This window comes from Lachnospiraceae bacterium GAM79 (genome assembly GCA_020735665.1).
GTDB lineage: Bacteria > Bacillota > Clostridia > Lachnospirales > Lachnospiraceae > Coprococcus.
In genome coordinates this window covers 395,401-413,960 of the sequence record CP085928.1, presented here as the reverse complement: position 1 = coordinate 413,960, position 18,560 = coordinate 395,401, and the positions used below count along the sequence as shown (strand labels likewise).

The following is an 18,560-nucleotide window of genomic DNA, read 5'->3' as shown; positions in this document are numbered from 1 at the left end:
CGGCTCTCTATTTTATCTTCATCTTCTTTGTAATTCCCTTTTTTAACAGGAACTTCTTATATACCGTCTTCTTTCCTTTCGGAACCTTGATCGTAGCCTTTGCCTGAATCTTTGTAAATGCCTTCGATCCTACTGAAGATGCTTTTAACTTTTTCGACTTGATCGTAACTGTCTTCAGATTCTTACAGCCGGAAAATGCATAACTGCCGATCTTTGTTACATTTGCGCCTATTGTAACCTTTTTCAGCTTCGTTCTGTTTACACAGGCACGAGATGCGATCGCTGTTACCTGATAGGTCTTCTTACCAAGCTTCACGGTCTTAGGAATCGAAAGTGTCGTAACTGAATTCGAGGTTACTCCACCAAAGGCAACCGTCTTTGAAGAAGTGATCTTATAGATCATCTTATTTTTGATCACGACATCACCTTTCCGATATCCTGTCTTTACTGTATTATCAAATGATAAAGTATTATCCTTCTTGAAAGTTTTCACGCGCTTGGACTTTGTCTGTACCTTGGATAACTGGTATGGATTGATCTCTACAAATACAGGAGAACCATTATTTGTGACATACCATACAACCATACCGGATTTTGTAACGACCGGTTCACACATGGCAAGTGCAAGTGGTGATGCGCAGATTGCTGATGCTTTATTTCCGGCTTCGTCTAACAGCACCATCTTTGTCGTATATGTATTTTTCTTTGTATTCTTTTCTTCCCATAACAGAAGGAACTGGGAACCACTGATCTTCACAAGCTTTGGATTCATAACTGTGATCTTATCCTTGGCTGTATAGTTTGTGATCCATGTAGCATCATTTTGTAATTTTGTCTTGGACCCCGCATTAATGTAGACGTTCGTTACTGATGTCTTTTCGCTTTTAATACCGGTTCCTGTCAGAATATAATTATTATCTCCAAGCTTCAGATCATTTAATGTATAACCTGTATAATTATTTCCTTCATACCCCGGTATAGAGATAACGGTTCCATACATAGATGGTTCTCCAACCTTTTTACTCACCTCCGTTGCTGTAAGTGCAATCCCTCTCGGATATGCATCCCCCAGATCTGCCCGGTAAATATAGGTTCCATCGGTTGCAATCTGCTGTGCAAAGGAATGGCTGACATAACCTTCTGACAGATTCATTACACCATAATACGAATCTACCAGCTTCATGCTGTTCTCATTTACTACAAAGGTGCAGTTTGCCTGATGATGATATCCGTCGTCACTGGCAAACATCGTATGACAGGTATGTATATATAATTTACCAGCCGTCTCCGTCATCGAAAGTCCGCCTGCATTAAACGGAGTATAGGTATTGGCTCCCTTAATCTTACAATTGCCAAGCCTTTTCCAGTTCTTATCATATTTAACGACACGGATTACTTCCTTCTTCTTGCTCTCCTTTGGATTTGACTGGCCAAATACAAGATAGTTGTATTTCTCACCGCTATAATATCCACCAAATAGCGGGAGTTCGCATTTAATCTTTTTCTGGCTCTTTAACCGATAGGATGAATCATAAACTTCACGAATAACAGAGCCACGGATGTACTCTATACGTTCAAAGGTTCCATCCGCTCTGGCATTCAGATAGGCCGTCTGGACATTTCCATATGTATATCCTGAATTGATACTCTGGTGCATCGTAGCTGATACTGCTCCTACCGCCCCCGTCGATTTATATGCATTTCCGCTCTTTGACAATGTCGAGTCTGTTACTTTGACCGTGATCGTCTTCTTCACATTGATCAGCGATGCACTGATCGTGATCTTAGCAGTTCCTTTTTTCCATGCATTCAGATTTCCTTTCTGATCTACACTTACAACCTTTGGATCCGAACTCTTATAAGTGTAATCCAGAGAAAATCCTCCATTTGTACTGCAGACCACAGTACCTGATGCTCCAACCTTCATATTTGCAGGTGCATTTACATTAAAGCTAGTCGGATATGTCCAGTCAAAGGTTTCGAGATAATAATTACTATCCTTTTTTTCTATCACAACACAGTTGTTATTCTTATCCATAAAAAACGTGTATACAGGATATGTAGTCTGCATACGGATCTTTTCTTTGTTCGTTGCAATATCATATTCTGTCAGTACTTTTTTATCTGTTTTTGCAATCAAAGAGGTTCCGGCACTATTTAATACACATCTTGGTCCGATACTGGAAAGATCAAAATTTTCATCATCGCCATAGTCAGAATCAGCTGTATAAAATGCCATCTTTAAAGCATTTTTATTTGCAATATTGATTGGTGATACTGATACGCTACTGTCGATCAGGCTGATACTGGTCGAACTCTCTGTGACATCATTGATATCATATTGATTGGAATCCACCAGTGCACAGATCTCTCCATTAAATGTAGATAATGTAGCAAGATATCGTCCATTCAGCATCCGTACCGGTGTCTTATGCGTAAACCAGCCAAACTGATACAGATACATCATGTTCGCACCCTTGATCGTGATGGAATTATCACGGTTCACTTTTCCTGCTTTCAGGCTCGCCATGCTGTGATCGAAGCCCCAGTATCTCCAGTTCTCTTGCCCCAGATAGTAAAAGTTTCCATTCGTCTGATCGAAGCCCAGGAATTCATATATATCCTCTGCTCCGCCTTTCTGGCTCAACAGCTTACCATCCGGACTGAACAAATATAATTCATCCTCGTGTGTTGCTATATAATATCTGCCCGCTCCATCTACACCGAGCGCTGATATAAGATTTGCCCAATATCCATTTACATTAAATGTATCAAAATTCTGCTGTTTTTCTGCTCCTGTCTTAAAATTATAACTGTCAATCTCTACCTGACAGGCATAGCTGTATGAATCCGATGAAGCATCTGTATTTCTCTTATAATCTGTGGTCGCAAAATAAACGGCATCTTCATTCATATATGCATCTTCTATATAATATCTGCTGGTATATACTGTTGTATATGTTTCATTTGTCATATCATAAAAGACGATCTCATACTGCTTTGAATTGTCGTATACTTCTTCCCCTACCGTATGCAAAAAAAACATACCATTCTTTTCTGGTACATACACCATGTCATTATACGAAGATGTCTCCCCGATCTTGTCCGCATCCAGCTTCACTGCAGCTGACGCGGCTAACTCTGCTGTATCAGGTTCCGTCTGCTGTATCTCGTTGACAGGCGTCTGTGTTGTTGTCCCGGTCTCCTCACTCGCCTGTACGCCGACCGGTGCCACGAGCAGCCCAAGACCAATCACAACCCCTGCAAGAGCAGTTGTAATTCTGTTCCATTTTCTCATACTCACATACTCCCTTTCATTTTTAACTTATACATAGTATACATTTTATCACGGCTTCCATACTTTACACAATCATAAATATAGAAGAACCACAGACAAAAATCAGGCAGCTCCAAGCTGTATAAATATATCCATTCTTCCGGATGTATATCCATACGAAATACCTGTAACTGCCTGTTTTTTATATTATTAATTATTCTCCGTCAGAACATACTTCTCCTGATAGTCTATCATCTCTTTATAGATTCTCTCACAGTTATTATGATCTCTGTAATAGAAGAAGTCATCGGCACGTTTTACATACTCCGGCTTCATCTTACAGTCGTTCTGCATATACTCGATCAATGTATGGATCAGCTCATCATTATCATGGCAAATTTCCCCAAATGCCATCGTATCATAATGGAAAGTTCCTTCCTCATAATGCTGTGGAATATCTTTATGATGCAGATATACCAACGGCTTTCTCATATAAGCAAAATCGAACTGGATTCCTGAGAAGTCCGTTACCATCAGACTGGACTCACAGAACATATCCTCATAACTCATATCACCAACTGCCGGAACAATATCCACAAAATCATTCTTGTCAAAGTCATCTACCTGTGAGCTTACGATTGGATGCAGAACATACTTGATGCGGTATCCATATTTCTCGGCAGCATCGATCAGACGCTTATCATTGATGAGTGCATTAAACACCTTGAAATATTCTGATTCCTTGAACAGTGGATTGTAATCCCGCTGTTCGCTCTCACTGGTACGAACCGGCATCGCTGCCTGCATTCTCCAGGTCGGGCTGATCATGATCTGCTTCTTTGCACGATCCTTCAATCCATCATATCGTGGCACTCCCGTCAGCTTCAATGCATCATAGCCAACGTAATCGTATACCGGTCGTGACAGATTTTCGATCTCATACTTCGATGCACAGAAATATAATCTGGTATTATCACGAAGTCTGTTCTGTGCGATCGCGATCTTCTGAACTGACATACCATGCTGAACACAGCAGACATGGAAATGCGTCAAATCTCTGATGTAGGATGAATTTGTAAGTGTATATCCGTTAAATGCGTATACTGTTGAGTTCGATATAACCATCATATCCGCATACAGGAATATAAGTCTGTGCTTTAAAGAGTCACGAACCAGTGGCTTGTATCCCTCTTTTTTCAAACGCTTATAATCCGTACTCTTTTTATCGACCAGATAATAATGCTTGATCTTCTTATTCTGCGCACTTGCATATTTGTACAGATATTCGGAAGAATCTCCACCCTTATAGATTTTATCAATATACATCCAGATCGGCTTTCCGGTCATAAATGGTCTGCAGATAAAATACAGGACTCTAAGTAATGCATATTTTCTGGTGTAGTTATTCTTCAACAGCATATCTTTTAACAGCTTCAGTTCTTTAATAAACTTCTGCCGTTTATTGACCTTACGGATGATGATACCCTTTCGTTCCGCTGTCATCATGTATTCTCTGTTATCCCCGAATACCCAATGGCTGCTTCCAAAGGCATTGCAGACACGGCTGAAATGCGATGGATAGCGAATATTGATCGGCTCTAACTGGTTTCCGATCGCTGCTTCACAGAATAACTCAGACTCTGATTTATCCTTGACAGGGATTGACAGATGAAACGAATGTCTCTTACAGATTGCCGCACCAAATGCCTTTGTCAAACCATATCTTTCATTGTACTGAATCTTATATTTCTTATTGTTATAACGGAAATACACTTCATCCACCATCGAATACAAGATTGGATGAACCGTACCGTCAATTTCCAACATGCCGTCTCTGTAATTTATAAACAATATATTTGTGGAAAGACTCATCAAAGAATTAAATAATGTATCTCCGATTCCATAGTAAATCTTTCCGGCAAGGAAGAAGCGTTCAAACTTATAATCTTTTCCGTTTCGAAGGATTCCGTATACCCATTTCATCGTATCACCGGTGATACAATCTACAACCTTATTCCGGTTCAGCATGATATTTTCTTCGATCAGACGAAGCGCCTGTCCGATCAGTTCCAGATATTCTTCACCATGGCCTTCTTCGATCACATGCTTGTTCTTGTTATCCATATTTCCATTAAATCTCGCCATAACGGAATACATGAAATTATACTGGATAAATACCGGAATACTTCCGTATGTCACCTTCATTTCCTGTAAAAACGGCATCCAAAAATCAGTAACTGATTCAAAATACCACTCTCTCATATACAGTCCGCGATAGAATATATTATCGTGTTCTTCATACTCATACGCTGTTAATGTCGCATATGGCAGAAAACATGTCTTCATCGTCTTCGCCATCAATCGAAGCATAAAATCCCGTTCTGCCTCCAGTCCAAGAGCCGGATCAACCGACTGCTTTTTGAATGCTTCTGCACGGATGATCACGCCACCAAATCCAAATGGAAAACAGTCATACTTACTTTTCAGATCAATAATGTAAAAGGATTTGATATCCTCTCCATCCGTAACCTTTTTATAATTACGAAACGCTCCAAATGTCTCATCATGAAACGCCTTTGTTATCATATATGTGTCCATGTCATAGCAGTGAACATTTCCTTTTACAAATACTTCTGCCAGATTCGACGAGATATCATCACCTGCATGTATGATCATAATATAATCACCGGAAGCCTTCTCTGCCATCTTCTGGTGTGCGTCCTGCTCGGATACATACGTTTCTTTATTTACTTTACTTGTAAATGCATGATTGCCGATTCTGGTAATAACATTTTCATACCATGAACGATCGTCCTGTACACGATCTGTATTTAAAATAACCTCCACCTCATAGGAAGCTGTTACCGAGTCTTTTTTACCATTATTATATTTCTTATCAACATGCTTTCCTGCGACTGTAACCTGATTGTCATGCTCCAGACTATAGGATGCCATTTTCTCAAGTGCTTCCACTGTTGTCTGATTTAATTTCTTATCATCCGACAAATAGCAAATAATCGATAATTTCATTTTCATTTCTCCTGCACTTTTCTATTACTTCATACGCATTTAGACTTATGTCAACTTACAAATAGACATACAGTAATATTGTACATAAATTTTACATATAACGCAAGTGCAAGATATTGGCTGTATTCAGCGTTTTTGTAGGTTTGTCAAACATATGTTACACAGATGCCAGATAATCCTTTAGTACCTGATTTGGAGATTTCCATCCTAATGGACGCATAGGAAAGTTGTTATAATCCCTGCGATTATACACTTTCAACTGTTTGGCAAAGTCCTCAAAAGAATAAAAAGTATGAGTTGCATAAAAACGCTCATTATCCTTTCGGTGGCTTCTTTCAACTTTCCCGTTATGTCGTGGTGTAAAGGGTCGTATAACTTTATGGCGAATCCCATGCTGCTTCAGATGCACCTGAAATAGTGTGGGTTTATCACGGTGAGTGGTAAAACGATTTGTAAATTCTGCTCCATTATCAGTTTGGATACATTGAATGGGTAACGGAAAGGCTTTCACCAGATGCTCTATAAACATAGCAGAAGAATACGTGTTGTGTTCTTCAAAAGCCTCTACGAAACGCCATCTGGAATACTCGTCAATGGCAGTATACTGAAAGAATTGTTTGCCGATGACCTTGGGGTTTTTGAGGCATGCAGAAGGAACAAATTTTACATCAACCTGTATGCGTTGTCCCGGATAATCCATCTGTTCGTAAGGCTTTGGAATATATTTAGGATTTGGCGGATGAACTGCCATAATTCCCTGCTTACGGAGAAATCTGTATAGTCCAGGGATGGAACGGGAGTAACCACGCTGCTTGAGTTTAACCCAAAAGACAACAAGACCGGCATTGGGATTGCGTCTGCGCATATCAAAGATCAGCTTGATCTCTTCAGGGGTATGTTGGTTTGGATGATGATGGGGTCTGCGAGAGCGGTCACGAAGGGACTCAATAGAACCATCATAACGTCGTTTCCAACGATAAATGTATTGACGGTTGGTTTTATATTTGATAGCAGCTTTGGTGACACCAAACCTTTCAGCGTATTTGATTAAGGATAGACGATACCGCATATCTTGTGTTATAGTAGCCATAGCAGAGAACTCCTTTTTTGTTTTTTTGTTGTGGTGACTAAAATATAACACAAAAGAAGCATCTCTGCTTTTTTTATATTCAGTTGTAACACATGTATTGTAATCCTACAAAGATATTGGCTGTATTCAGCGTTTTAATCTTATATTCATTATTCTCTTGATTTCATTTATGATCTGTGCTATAAAGTAAACAGTGTTTACCATTTGAGCAAAAAGGAGTGAGAACAATCCGAGAAAGTACAAAAGCAACAAGAGAAGCCATCCTTACAAGTGCCAGAGAAATCTTTTTGGAATATGGTTATCAGGATGCTTCAATGCGAAAAATTGCAGCACGGGCAGGTATAACCCCGGGAGCGATCTATAAGCACTTCTCCGGTAAGGAGGATATGTTTGAAGAGATTTTTGCTGAAAGTGGCAATAAACTTATGCAACTCACAGAATCCATGTTAAATATAGATTTTTCTGCCATGTCTGATGACCAGCTGATTCAGATCTTATATTCACGAATATCGGTCCGCACCTTCGAACTGTTAGAAGGTGACATGCAGTTATTTCATATGCTGCTGAAAAATGATTCAGGTACATATCTGAACCGTTTTCGTAAAATCTATATCGACCGCTGCGTCCCATTCAGCCTGCAGTATTATTCAGAATTATACAGACGCGGGCTGGCATCAAATATGTTATCGGAGAAAACGATATACATGCTCTCATCTTCCGAATTCTCTATGGTCTGCGATTTAATCGCAGATGATGACTGTAAGAACGGAATCACATCTGAGAGCAAACAGGCATTTTTAGAGGCAATGAATATTCTGCTTCACGGACTGGAAGCGGAACTTGGAATAAGAAAACAGGAGGACCCAGAACATGGAAAAAATTAAGATTGAAAAAGGAACCGTACAGGAAACACTGTTGATTCCTCTGTATGGAAGAAAATATGCTATGGATCTCTATCCGGATCTCTTCATGGATCATGACTGCCAGGCGCTTTTCAATAGAATTGATTTTACAGTTCCGGACAATATGAAAGGTATGCTGGGAAATATCGGCTGCATTATGGGTGCGACCAGACAATATGATATGGCAAGCGCCTGTCGTGCTTATCTGAATGCACACCCAAATGCCTGTGTTGTAAACCTCGGCTGTGGCCTTGACACCACATTCCACCAGGTCGATAACGGAAAGGTCAAAGGCTACAATCTGGATTTTCCGGATACCATTGCGATCCGGAACGAGCTGCTCGGCAACCATGAACGGGAGTTCAACATTGCCTGTGATCTGAACGATATATCCTGGTTCGATCAGATCGATTTCCACCCTGAAGATGGCATCGTATTCTTTGCATCCGGCGTATTCTACTACTTTAAAAAGGCCGATGTGGAAAAGCTGTTTACCGCCATGGCAGAACATTTCATCGGTGGAAAACTGGTCTTTGATGCAACGAAGAAAAAAGGACTGAAAAGTATGCTGAAGACCTGGTTAAAGGGCTTTGAAATGAAAGATATCAATGTGTACTTCAGCGTAGACGATGTACATACTTTAAAGGAATGGAGTGGTCATATCTCATCTGCAGTGAGCAACCCATATCTGACAGGTTACCGTCCGCTGGACAAGCGCTATGGTTTTATTACAAATATAGTTTTCCGTTATCTGGATCGATCAAAAATGTGCCAGATCATCGAATTGGAATTTGACTAAAAAATATGGAGGCATCTCGATATGGAATATGGATTCACTCAGAAATTATTTGGATATTTCTATCACAACTCCTGTATGAAGCAGGCAGCAAAACAACAACTGGATATTGATAAAGAAGCAATCAAGCAGGAATATGTATCTATTATCAAAAATGCAAAGGGCATCGGCAAATCCAGACTTATGAGCTCCTATTGCATGGGCGCATATTTTATTGCCTTGAATCGTAAGACATCCCTGTCACCGGAAGTCTGCTATGAGCTGTACAAGAACGGCTTATCTGCCAACAAGCTGTTTCATATAGCGGTTGGAAATGCCGACAGCTATCTTGATAAAAAGAAGATGCCGGGCAGACTGAAATGGTCAGCAGATTCTCATTTGCGCCGATATGAAAATGACTGGGTCGTTGATATCATTGAGGGAACTCCTCAAGATGATTTTGAACTTGGCTACGACTATCATACCTGCGGTATCTGTAATCTCTGTCGGGATGAAGGATGCTTTGAACTGGCGAAATATCTCTGTCGGATGGACTATGTTCTCGCGGATATGATGCAAATGAAACTCACCCGGACGAAGACGATCGCTGAGGGCGCAGATCTCTGCGATTTCAGATACAGTAGAAAATAAATCGAAAAACGATATGTACAAATTAGCATAATCTGTCAAAAAATACAGTCGGTCATCCGTGCAAAAAGGATGCAGAATTGATTCATTTCTTATGCTTTTTTGAGTGCCTTTCTATGCAGTGCAGTTATAGACTTAACAGCAGTTACAAAGGAGGACACATTATGTTACATATATTCGGAAGTACGGTAAAGAAAAGAACTGTCATATCACTTGCCGTCCTTTACATAGTATTATTAATGATTGTAATCATCGCAGGAAAGATTAAGAAAATGAAATTGTCTTCAGAAAATATATCTGCTCCCACTACCGGCAGCGATGAAGTCACCGAACTGTCAGCACAGGCAGTACAAACTTCAACCCGGAGATCAGATAATAATTCAGAATCATCCGATCTTGATACTCAGGCAGTTCTTCAAACACTTGCTTCTGCTACAGAGGCGGAAAATAATGGGCTCTTAACTCTGGTCAATATGTCTCACACATTACCATCTGACTGGAGCGTAGATCTGGTACAGCTCCGAAATGGTCAATCCATTGACCGCCGTGCATATGATGGCTTACAGGCTATGATGGATGATGCCAGAGCCGAAGGTCTTGATCCACTTATCTGTTCGTCTTACCGGACACAGGAAAAGCAGGAACAGCTCTACACGAATAAATACAATTCTTATATCGAACAGGGCTATAGCAGTGATGATGCAAAAGCCTATGCCGCTACCTGGGTCGCCTATCCCGGAACCAGCGAACACCAGCTCGGACTTACCGTTGATATCTGTTCTGTCAGCAACCAGAATCTGGATGATTCACAGGGAGACACCGCTACCCAGCAATGGCTCATGGCAAACTGCTACAAATATGGTTTCATTCTCCGCTATCCTTCTGATAAATCCGATATTACAGGGATCTCTTATGAGCCATGGCACTACCGCTATGTTGGTAAAAATGTGGCACAGGAAATCCACGATAAAGGAATTTGCCTGGAGGAATATCTGGAAATACAGCAATAAATATAAAAAACTGTTCCTTGGTTTTACATTTATATTAGAAAATCCAGATACGGCATTTCTGCCATATCTGGATTTTCTACTAAAATATACATGTTACCTGTTCTGCCTATGTCTTTATTCTATGATTGCCTTAATCTCAGCTTCACTCATTTCGGTTACATCCATGATCTGCTCTAAGGAATAGCCTTTCTTATGCATTTTCAGGATAATATCAGCTCTTTCTTCAGATTTTCCTTCTAATCTTCCTTCAGACCTTCCAATGGCCTTGCCTCGTGCCTCGCCTATTTTTTCGCCTTCTGCTCTGCCAGCAATCATTCCCGCGGCTTCGCCCTTTACACATCCCATTTCTTCTACGCCTTCACTCAGATTGCACATGATCTTCACCTCTTCCCTTATACTGTGTCTGTCTACCGGTATGTCATACTCCTGTTTTATAAGCTTCAATTTTTGTTCTGCCGTCATTGTCTGCGACGCTTCCAGATTGATGATCATTTTTGCCAGTCCGTCCCGCATCCGTACATAGAAAATGATGTCAAAATACACCTTTCCCTCATCGATCTCGGAACTTTCTGTATTCAGCCCGACAATCCGTTCACCGGTTCCGGCATCTACCATTTCTTTGTTCGTTAATCCGGGTTCTACCGGAACCTGGCTGATATACGGTTCGCCCTCGATCAGCGAAGCGACCGTCTCTGCATCCATGCCTTTAAATTCATCGACTACCCGTATCAGTATATGCGCCAGTATGATCTTCTGTCCAAGCAGCCGCTTGGCGCTGGCATCATACTGTACTTTCTGATATGTCGCATCAGCGGAATATACTAATTCATTATCCATGTTCCATCTCCTTTCCTGACAGAACAGAATAACATGCGTATTTTTTTACTTAGTATATTGCCGCCATCTCTCCATGTTTGATGATAACGGATATCCGAGGGGAAAACAAGTTTAACCATAAAAAATCCGGATACAGTATCTCATATCATATAAAATATAACAAAACCCCTGCCTGCTATAGATTCATATATTTCTCATATCCATAACAGGCAAGGAGTTTATAAATTCAGTTCCTTATTATTTTATCTTCCATGTCTTTACATATCCGATGGATTTCTTTTTCAACTGTTTCTTTAAAGCAATCTTTGCTTTCTTTGTGCCTTTCACAGTAATGGTTGCTTTCTTATTAATGCCCTTGAATGCATTCTTACTGATGGTCTTCAGCTTTCCAGCCGTAACGGTGATCTTCTTCAGGTTCTTGCAACCAGAGAATGCTTCTTTACCGATCTTCGTTACATTGCTTCCGATTGTAACTGTTGTCAACTTCTTGTTACCCTTGAATACTTTATCGGAAACCGCAGTTACTTTATAAGTAACACCTTTCACTTTTACAGTTGCAGGAATGGTAAGTTTCTTGGCTTTCTTGTCGACAAAAAAGGCGCCGGAAATTAAGAGGAAACAAATTTATGTACAATGAAAATAAAAACAATAATATCATGACCACATCAGAATATAACAGGTCAAAGTCTTCTATTACAAATATTAAACAGCTTTTCCCATCCCGAACCAACGATGAATATCTATTAGAATTAAAGAAGAATCCATCCATTTACCGGACATATCTGAACTGGCCTGACAAATGGAAATCGCGCTTTCTCGAATTCATGGAAGGGAAGAAAAGTCTGCCTTGAACCTATGATCCATTTTTTAAGAAACTATCAGAGTAAAAGGGGAAAAGGGAAGTACATTCACCTATCAGGATCTGAAAACCGTTTATACGATCGTAATGTTTGAAAACAGCCCGAATGAATGTAAGACTGCCGACCTGGCTGACATTTATCTGCATCATGGAAAAACAGCATTTGATACCGGGATCAATCTTCGTCTTCTACAGGAATACTATGTCGTTGCCCTTGACGTCTTCCGAAAAAGTAAGTATTCTAAAGATATCAACGAACTTAACGCATGGTTATCCCTGTTAACAGCAACTACCATGGATGACCTTGCAGCACTGATATCCGACTATCCATGGATGGAAACTATCTGCACAGATATGTCTGAGTATCTGTATCACCCGGAGGAGGTTGTTACCATGTTTTCTGAAGCATTACGAAAATTGGATGAGAATACAGTCAACTACATGATCGATGAATTGAAAAAAGAACGGGATGAAGCCATCGCTGAAAAGAATGCAGCAGTATCTAAAATTAATGCTACCTTATCTGAAAAAAATGATGAGATTGCAAGATTAAAGGCTCAACTTGCTGAACGAAACAAATAAAATCTTATTTATATATAATAACAAGCAGAAAACTCCTGATATTATATTTGTTATGTAGCAAACCTATCCGAGTGCCGGTTCTTAGGCAGCGTCCCTTGCTGCCTTACGTACCGTTGCACCGAGGATAGAGCGCAAGCGTTTTGCGTAATAACAATGTATAATATCAGGAGTTTTCGTCCGTCTGCATCACTCAAATTGATGCTCTTTATAGTGATGGGCTTCCTCCAGCATCATATCCTTAACCTTCATGAGTCGCACCTGCGTGCTTCGCTCATTCTCATCAAGCTTCATACTGATATATCGGATGCCCTCCTTTGTCTCAGGAATGATAACATGCTCCAGTGCATTTACACGTCGTCTGGTCTTTTCGATCTCCGATGCCAGAAGCTGACAGGATTTCTCGATCTCCGCCAGTTTCAGCATATCCGGAAGAATATCAGCAAGTGACTTTACTGCATCATCCAGATCACCGGAGGTAAATGCAAAACCGTAAGAATAGATATCATTCTCATCCGCACTTTTTGTTGTATATTCAAATACCGGAATATCTACACTCATAACATTTCGATCCTTGCAGGTAAGCTGGACTTCCTGTTTCGGTGCCATCAGTGCCGTATGAAGGATCTGTTCAGACATGCCGGCTTTTGCTATGACAAAATTCGTATTGGCGGCCTTGATACCGACCTCAACCTTCTCTCGAAGCGCCATATTCTCTCTTGCCATATCAAGGAACTGCCGCATCAGCTCATCTCGTTTATCTTTTAACAACTTATGGCCTCTGGTTGCCGTAACAAGCTTCTTCTTTAAACGAGTCAATTCCATTCTGGTAGGATTTACCTGTGTAGCTGCCATTTTTGCCTCCTTATAAAGTCAACTCGAAGCGCTCCACCTCGCCTAACGGCTCGTAGCGCTCTTCCGTTTATTAACTCAAAGCGCTTCACCTCGCCTGACGGCTCGTAGCGCTCTTCCGTTTATTAACTCGAAGCGCTCCACCTCGCCTGTCGGCTCGGTGGGTTCTGTCGAACCATGCTCGTATCCTTGCAAATCGTCTGCTATGAGCAAGCTCAAGCATCCCATTTGCAAGTCTACTCACGCGCTTCTCGTTACTTTCCATAATACATATCTAACCACTTATCATCGATACGTTTCAGTTCTGCTCGAGGCAGGATCGATAACAGCTTCCAGCCGATGTTTAATGTTTCTTCGATACTTCTGTCTGTCTCATAACCCTGAGATACATATTCCTTTTCAAATGCTTCTGCAAACTTTGCATATAAAATATCGATATCCGACAATGCTGATTCACCAAGGATCGTCATAAGCTCCTTCGCATCCTTACCACGGGAATATGCCGCAAATAACTGGTTCATGGTGCTGGAATGATCTCCTCTTGTCTTTCCCTCACCGGTACCCTTATCCTTCAGACGTGACAGGGATGGAAGTACATCGATCGGTGGTGTTACACCCTTTCTGTAAAGCTCACGGCTTAAAATGATCTGTCCCTCTGTGATATATCCTGTTAAGTCAGGGATTGGATGTGTCTTATCATCCTCAGGCATGGTAAGGATCGGGATCATTGTGATACTACCGTTCTTGCCACGCTGTCTTCCTGCTCTTTCATATAAGGTTGCAAGGTCTGTATACATGTATCCGGGATATCCACGACGACCCGGAACCTCTTTTCGGGCTGCAGATACTTCTCGTAACGCATCTGCATAGTTTGTGATATCCGTCAGGATAACCAATACATGCATGTTCTTTTCAAATGCAAGATATTCCGCAGCGGTCAGTGCCATACGAGGGGTAGCGATACGCTCAACCGCAGGGTCATTTGCAAGGTTGATGAACAGTACAGTTCTGTCGATCGCGCCTGTCTCCTTGAAGCTCTCCGTGAAGAAGTTCGCTTCTTCGAAGGTGATACCCATAGCTGCAAATACTACGGCGAATGGTTCATCTGTTCCACGTACCTTAGCCTGTCTTGCGATCTGGGCTGCTAGCTTCGAATGTGGAAGTCCTGATGCTGAGAAGATCGGCAGCTTCTGTCCTCTTACCAGTGTATTTAATCCATCAATAGCAGAGATACCTGTCTGGATAAATTCCGATGGGTAATTTCTGGCTGCCGGATTCATTGGCAGACCATTGATATCTCTTCTCTCCTCCGGAAGGATATCCGGTCCTTTATCGATCGGTCTTCCCAGTCCGTCAAATACACGGCCAAGCATATCTTCTGATACGCCAAGCTCCATGCTTCGTCCAAGGAATCTTACTTTACTGTTTGAAAGGTTAATACCTGTTGAATTCTCAAATAACTGTACCAGTGCATCTTCACCATTGATCTCAAGAACCTTGCATCGTCTGACTTCGCCACTTGCAAGCTCGATCTCACCAAGTTCATCATAGGTGACATTTTCTACACCATGTACCAGCATCAGAGGTCCTGCAACTTCCTGTATGGTTCTATATTCTTTTGGCATGTGCTTAGTCCTCCTTTGCTATGGCTGCTTCCAGTTCCTGATGAAGTGCCTTTATGATCTTGTCATATTCTGCTTCCACATCTTCCGGATGTGTATATTTGAAACGTCCGATTTTCTCACGAACCTCCATGTTCAGAATATTCTTTATAGTTGCACCACTCTTCAAGGCCTCTGATGATTCCTCATAGAATGCCAGCACAAGTTCCATCATGCGGAACTGCTTATCCAGTGGTGTATAGGTGTCGATCTCATGGAATGAGTTCTGATGCAGGAAGTCCTCACGGATAGATCTGGCTGCTTCCATCTTCAGACGGTCGCCTGCAGATAAGGCATCCATACCAACCATCTTAACGATCTCGTCAAGCTCTGCTTCTTCCTGTAATAATGTCATAAGCTTCTGACGATCTTCCATCCAGTGCTCATTGACATTTTCCTCAAACCATTTTCCCATGTTATCTACATACAGCGAATAACTGGTCAGCCAGTTGATCGCCGGGAAATGTCTCTTATAAGCCAGTGCGGAATCCAGTCCCCAGAATACCTTAACGATACGAAGGGTTGCCTGTGATACCGGCTCTGAAATATCACCACCGGGAGGTGATACGGCTCCGATTACGGATAAGGCTCCGGTTCTTCCTTCCGAACCAAGTGTCTTAACCATACCGGCACGCTCATAGAACTGTGCCAGACGGCTTCCTAGATATGCAGGATAACCTTCCTCACCGGGCATCTCCTGTAAACGTCCTGACATTTCTCGAAGTGCTTCTGCCCATCTGGAAGTAGAGTCAGCCATCAGCGCAACGGAATATCCCATATCACGGAAATATTCTGCGATCGTAATACCGGTGTAAATAGAAGCCTCTCTGGCTGCAACCGGCATATCCGATGTATTTGCGATCAGAACGGTTCTCTCCATCAGGGAGTATCCTGTCTTCGGATCCTTCAGTTCAGGAAACTCGTTTAATACGTCTGTCATCTCGTTTCCACGTTCACCACATCCAATGTATACAACGATATCGGCTTCTGCCCATTTTGCAAGCTGATGCTGGATAACGGTCTTTCCACTACCGAATGGTCCGGGAACTGCTGCTACACCACCCTTTGCGATCGGGAAGAATGCATCGACAACTCGCTGTCCTGTGATAAGCGGCATAACCGGCGGAATCTTCTCTGCATAAGGACGACCCTTACGAACCGGCCATTTCTGCATCAGTGTCAGTTTCTTATCACCCTTTGCTGTCTCGATCACACATACAGTTTCTTCTACTGTGAAATCTCCGCTCTTGATCTCTTTTACAGTTCCTTCTATACCATATGGAACCATGATCTTCTGAGTTACGACAACTGTCTCCTGTACGGTTCCGATCACATCTCCAGCCTCTACCTTGTCCCCTGCCTTAACGCATGGAACAAATGGCCATTTGATGTCTCTCTTTAATGATGGAACTTCAACGCCTCGCTGCAAATTATTTCCACAGATTTTCATGATATCATCCAAAGGTCTCTGGATACCGTCATAGATACTGCTGATCAGTCCCGGTCCAAGTTCTACGGACAGCGGCATTCCGGTTGACTCTACCGGTGCACCCGGTCCAAGTCCTGATGTCTCTTCGTAAACCTGAACAGATGCCTGATCTCCATGCATCTCTATGATCTCGCCGATCAATCGGCTCTCACTTACTCTGACAACGTCATACATATTCGCGTCACGCATTCCCTCTGCGATAACAAGAGGTCCTGCAACTTTTTTTATCTTACCTGTTGCCACGTTTTCTGGTCACGCTCCTTCCTAGTTTTCACTGAACAGAATGTCCGAACCGACTGCCTGTTCTACGGATTTCTTTACTCCATTTATACCCGCGGATGTATTACCGGAAACTCCTGGAATCAGGATGATCGCCGGAAGCATCTGCGTCTTATATCTCTCTATCTCTTTCTTGATCTGCTCTGCCATGCTCTCTGTTACATAGATAACGGCATATCCACTTTCTGCCAGTCTTCTGAGCTGTGTACTGCCCTGTTCTGCATCGGATACCGGGAAGGTCTCAAGTCCCAGAGTCGCAAAGCCATAGATGCTGTCATATTCACCTAATACTGCAATTCTATACATACATTTCCCTTACCCTTTCCCTGATCGCATCATCCGGCAGATGATTTAACTTTCCGGTCAGGATGATCCTGACTGTCTTAATCTCATTCTGCCTTGCAAGTACATAAGCAACAAGTGGTCCGATCGTAAATGAATTATATTTCTGTGGCCGGATCGCCTCTATGATCCGGTTGTCGCACCAGCGTTCAAATGCGGATGAACTGTCTGATAATGCCGCAGCTCCACCGGAATACGGTGTTTCTTCCAGATATTTGATCACATCCGGCATGCCGGAAAGTGCTGCCCGCATCAGCCGTTCCACATTGAGCGTCTGACATTCCTCCATCGCACGTCTCATAAAATCCAGTCCTTTTTCTGTCTTTACAGAACGGACTGCGATCTTGATATTTGCAACTGCCACAACTGTCTCTGCATATTCTTTTAATAATGCATCTCCATTCTTCTCCGCTGCCGCAAGCATTGCTCGCATGGCTGCCCGGTCGATGATAACATCACACATCTGACCATCTCCGGTATGCACCAGACACTCATATGCCTCTAATGCGCATTCCCGCATAGATTCCGGTAATGACTGGAAATCTTTATTTTTAATGATCTCGACTAATGCTTCACCCGAAACAGATGCATTGTCATAAAATACATTTGCCTGAACTTCTCCGTCTACAACGGTTTTGATCGCTGCCTTCAGATTATGGAAACTATCCTGGATCAACAATACGTCAAATACTGTCTGATCGGATACCATCTCCTTGACCAGTGTCCATGTTTTTTCCAGTTCCCTGTTCAAAATGGTCTCTGCATCCTGCACTCCGGCTTCTGTATCACCCCAGCCTTTTTCACCTAAGAACTGAAGGCAGTCCGCATATGTTTTCTGGGCAATCAACTGCTCGATCACAGCCTGTGAAAACAGGGACATCTCAAGTGCCCGGATTCTGGCAACAGCATATATATATTTGTCTGCCATTT

16 protein-coding genes are annotated in these 18,560 nt (G+C 42.0%); 6 read left to right on the top strand and 10 right to left on the bottom strand.

All coding sequences use genetic code 11. From position 1 onward, the window contains the following. Nucleotides 1-7: 7 nt before the first annotated feature. The 3 genes from LK416_01875 to LK416_01865 all read right to left on the bottom strand — a co-directional run bounded on the left by LK416_01875 (nucleotide 8) and on the right by LK416_01865 (nucleotide 7,397). Nucleotides 8-3,298, bottom strand: a complete 3,291-nt coding sequence (locus tag LK416_01875; protein ID UEA74955.1) for a leucine-rich repeat protein — start codon at nucleotides 3,296-3,298, stop codon at nucleotides 8-10. A gap of 189 nt (nucleotides 3,299-3,487) precedes the next feature. Then, nucleotides 3,488-6,307: a CDP-glycerol glycerophosphotransferase family protein gene (locus tag LK416_01870; GenBank protein ID UEA74954.1), complete on the bottom strand. Its 2,820-nt coding sequence runs from the start codon at nucleotides 6,305-6,307 to the stop codon at nucleotides 3,488-3,490. A 157-nt stretch (nucleotides 6,308-6,464) separates the two neighbouring features. Next, nucleotides 6,465-7,397 carry a DDE-type integrase/transposase/recombinase gene (locus LK416_01865; protein UEA74953.1) on the bottom strand — a complete coding sequence of 311 codons (933 nt, stop codon included), beginning with the start codon at nucleotides 7,395-7,397 and terminating at the stop codon, nucleotides 6,465-6,467. 218 nt (nucleotides 7,398-7,615) lie between these two features. Between LK416_01865 and LK416_01860 the strand changes: the two genes are divergently transcribed. From LK416_01860 to LK416_01845, 4 genes are all read left to right on the top strand, one after another. Continuing rightward, nucleotides 7,616-8,281, top strand: coding sequence for a TetR/AcrR family transcriptional regulator (locus LK416_01860; protein ID UEA74952.1), 666 nt, complete (start codon nucleotides 7,616-7,618; stop codon nucleotides 8,279-8,281). Further along, nucleotides 8,268-9,098: a class I SAM-dependent methyltransferase gene (locus tag LK416_01855; GenBank protein ID UEA74951.1), complete on the top strand. Its 831-nt coding sequence runs from the start codon at nucleotides 8,268-8,270 to the stop codon at nucleotides 9,096-9,098. Before LK416_01860 ends, LK416_01855 begins: the two co-directional genes overlap by 14 nt. Nucleotides 9,099-9,119: 21 nt before the next feature. Then, nucleotides 9,120-9,725, top strand: coding sequence for an L-2-amino-thiazoline-4-carboxylic acid hydrolase (locus LK416_01850; GenBank protein UEA74950.1), 606 nt, complete (start codon nucleotides 9,120-9,122; stop codon nucleotides 9,723-9,725). Between the two features lie 161 nt (nucleotides 9,726-9,886). Beyond that, on the top strand, nucleotides 9,887-10,732 hold the full coding sequence (locus tag LK416_01845) for a M15 family metallopeptidase (GenBank protein UEA74949.1): 846 nt from the start codon (nucleotides 9,887-9,889) through the stop codon (nucleotides 10,730-10,732). A 114-nt stretch (nucleotides 10,733-10,846) separates the two neighbouring features. Here the strand turns inward: LK416_01845 and LK416_01840 are convergent, their stop codons facing one another. Both LK416_01840 and LK416_01835 read right to left on the bottom strand, forming a co-directional pair. After that, nucleotides 10,847-11,569: a hypothetical protein gene (locus LK416_01840; protein ID UEA74948.1), complete on the bottom strand. Its 723-nt coding sequence runs from the start codon at nucleotides 11,567-11,569 to the stop codon at nucleotides 10,847-10,849. A 237-nt stretch (nucleotides 11,570-11,806) separates the two neighbouring features. Beyond that, nucleotides 11,807-12,115, bottom strand: coding sequence for a leucine-rich repeat domain-containing protein (locus LK416_01835; protein ID UEA74947.1), 309 nt, complete (start codon nucleotides 12,113-12,115; stop codon nucleotides 11,807-11,809). Nucleotides 12,116-12,195: 80 nt separating this feature from the next. Between LK416_01835 and LK416_01830 the strand changes: the two genes are divergently transcribed. Beyond that, on the top strand, nucleotides 12,196-12,420 hold the full coding sequence (locus LK416_01830; GenBank protein ID UEA74946.1) for a hypothetical protein: 225 nt from the start codon (nucleotides 12,196-12,198) through the stop codon (nucleotides 12,418-12,420). 95 nt (nucleotides 12,421-12,515) lie between these two features. Further along, nucleotides 12,516-13,010, top strand: a complete 495-nt coding sequence (locus LK416_01825; GenBank protein UEA74945.1) for a hypothetical protein — start codon at nucleotides 12,516-12,518, stop codon at nucleotides 13,008-13,010. 186 nt (nucleotides 13,011-13,196) lie between these two features. Here LK416_01825 and LK416_01820 read toward each other — a convergent pair whose 3' ends face one another. The 5 genes from LK416_01820 to LK416_01800 form a co-directional block, all read right to left on the bottom strand. Continuing rightward, the gene (locus LK416_01820) at nucleotides 13,197-13,862 is read right to left on the bottom strand and encodes a V-type ATP synthase subunit D (protein UEA74944.1); all 666 of its coding nucleotides are present in this window, start codon (nucleotides 13,860-13,862) and stop codon (nucleotides 13,197-13,199) included. Between the two features lie 251 nt (nucleotides 13,863-14,113). Further along, complete coding sequence (locus tag LK416_01815) at nucleotides 14,114-15,484, bottom strand: V-type ATP synthase subunit B (GenBank protein UEA74943.1); 1,371 nt, start codon at nucleotides 15,482-15,484, stop codon at nucleotides 14,114-14,116. A 4-nt stretch (nucleotides 15,485-15,488) separates the two neighbouring features. Next, nucleotides 15,489-17,252, bottom strand: a complete 1,764-nt coding sequence (locus LK416_01810) for a V-type ATP synthase subunit A (GenBank protein UEA74942.1) — start codon at nucleotides 17,250-17,252, stop codon at nucleotides 15,489-15,491. A 21-nt stretch (nucleotides 17,253-17,273) separates the two neighbouring features. Continuing rightward, nucleotides 17,274-17,594 carry a V-type ATP synthase subunit F gene (locus LK416_01805; protein UEA74941.1) on the bottom strand — a complete coding sequence of 107 codons (321 nt, stop codon included), beginning with the start codon at nucleotides 17,592-17,594 and terminating at the stop codon, nucleotides 17,274-17,276. Then, nucleotides 17,587-18,558 carry a V-type ATPase subunit gene (locus tag LK416_01800; protein ID UEA74940.1) on the bottom strand — a complete coding sequence of 324 codons (972 nt, stop codon included), beginning with the start codon at nucleotides 18,556-18,558 and terminating at the stop codon, nucleotides 17,587-17,589. The genes LK416_01805 and LK416_01800 overlap by 8 nt, the downstream gene beginning before the upstream one ends. Between the last annotated feature and the right edge of the window lie 2 nt (nucleotides 18,559-18,560).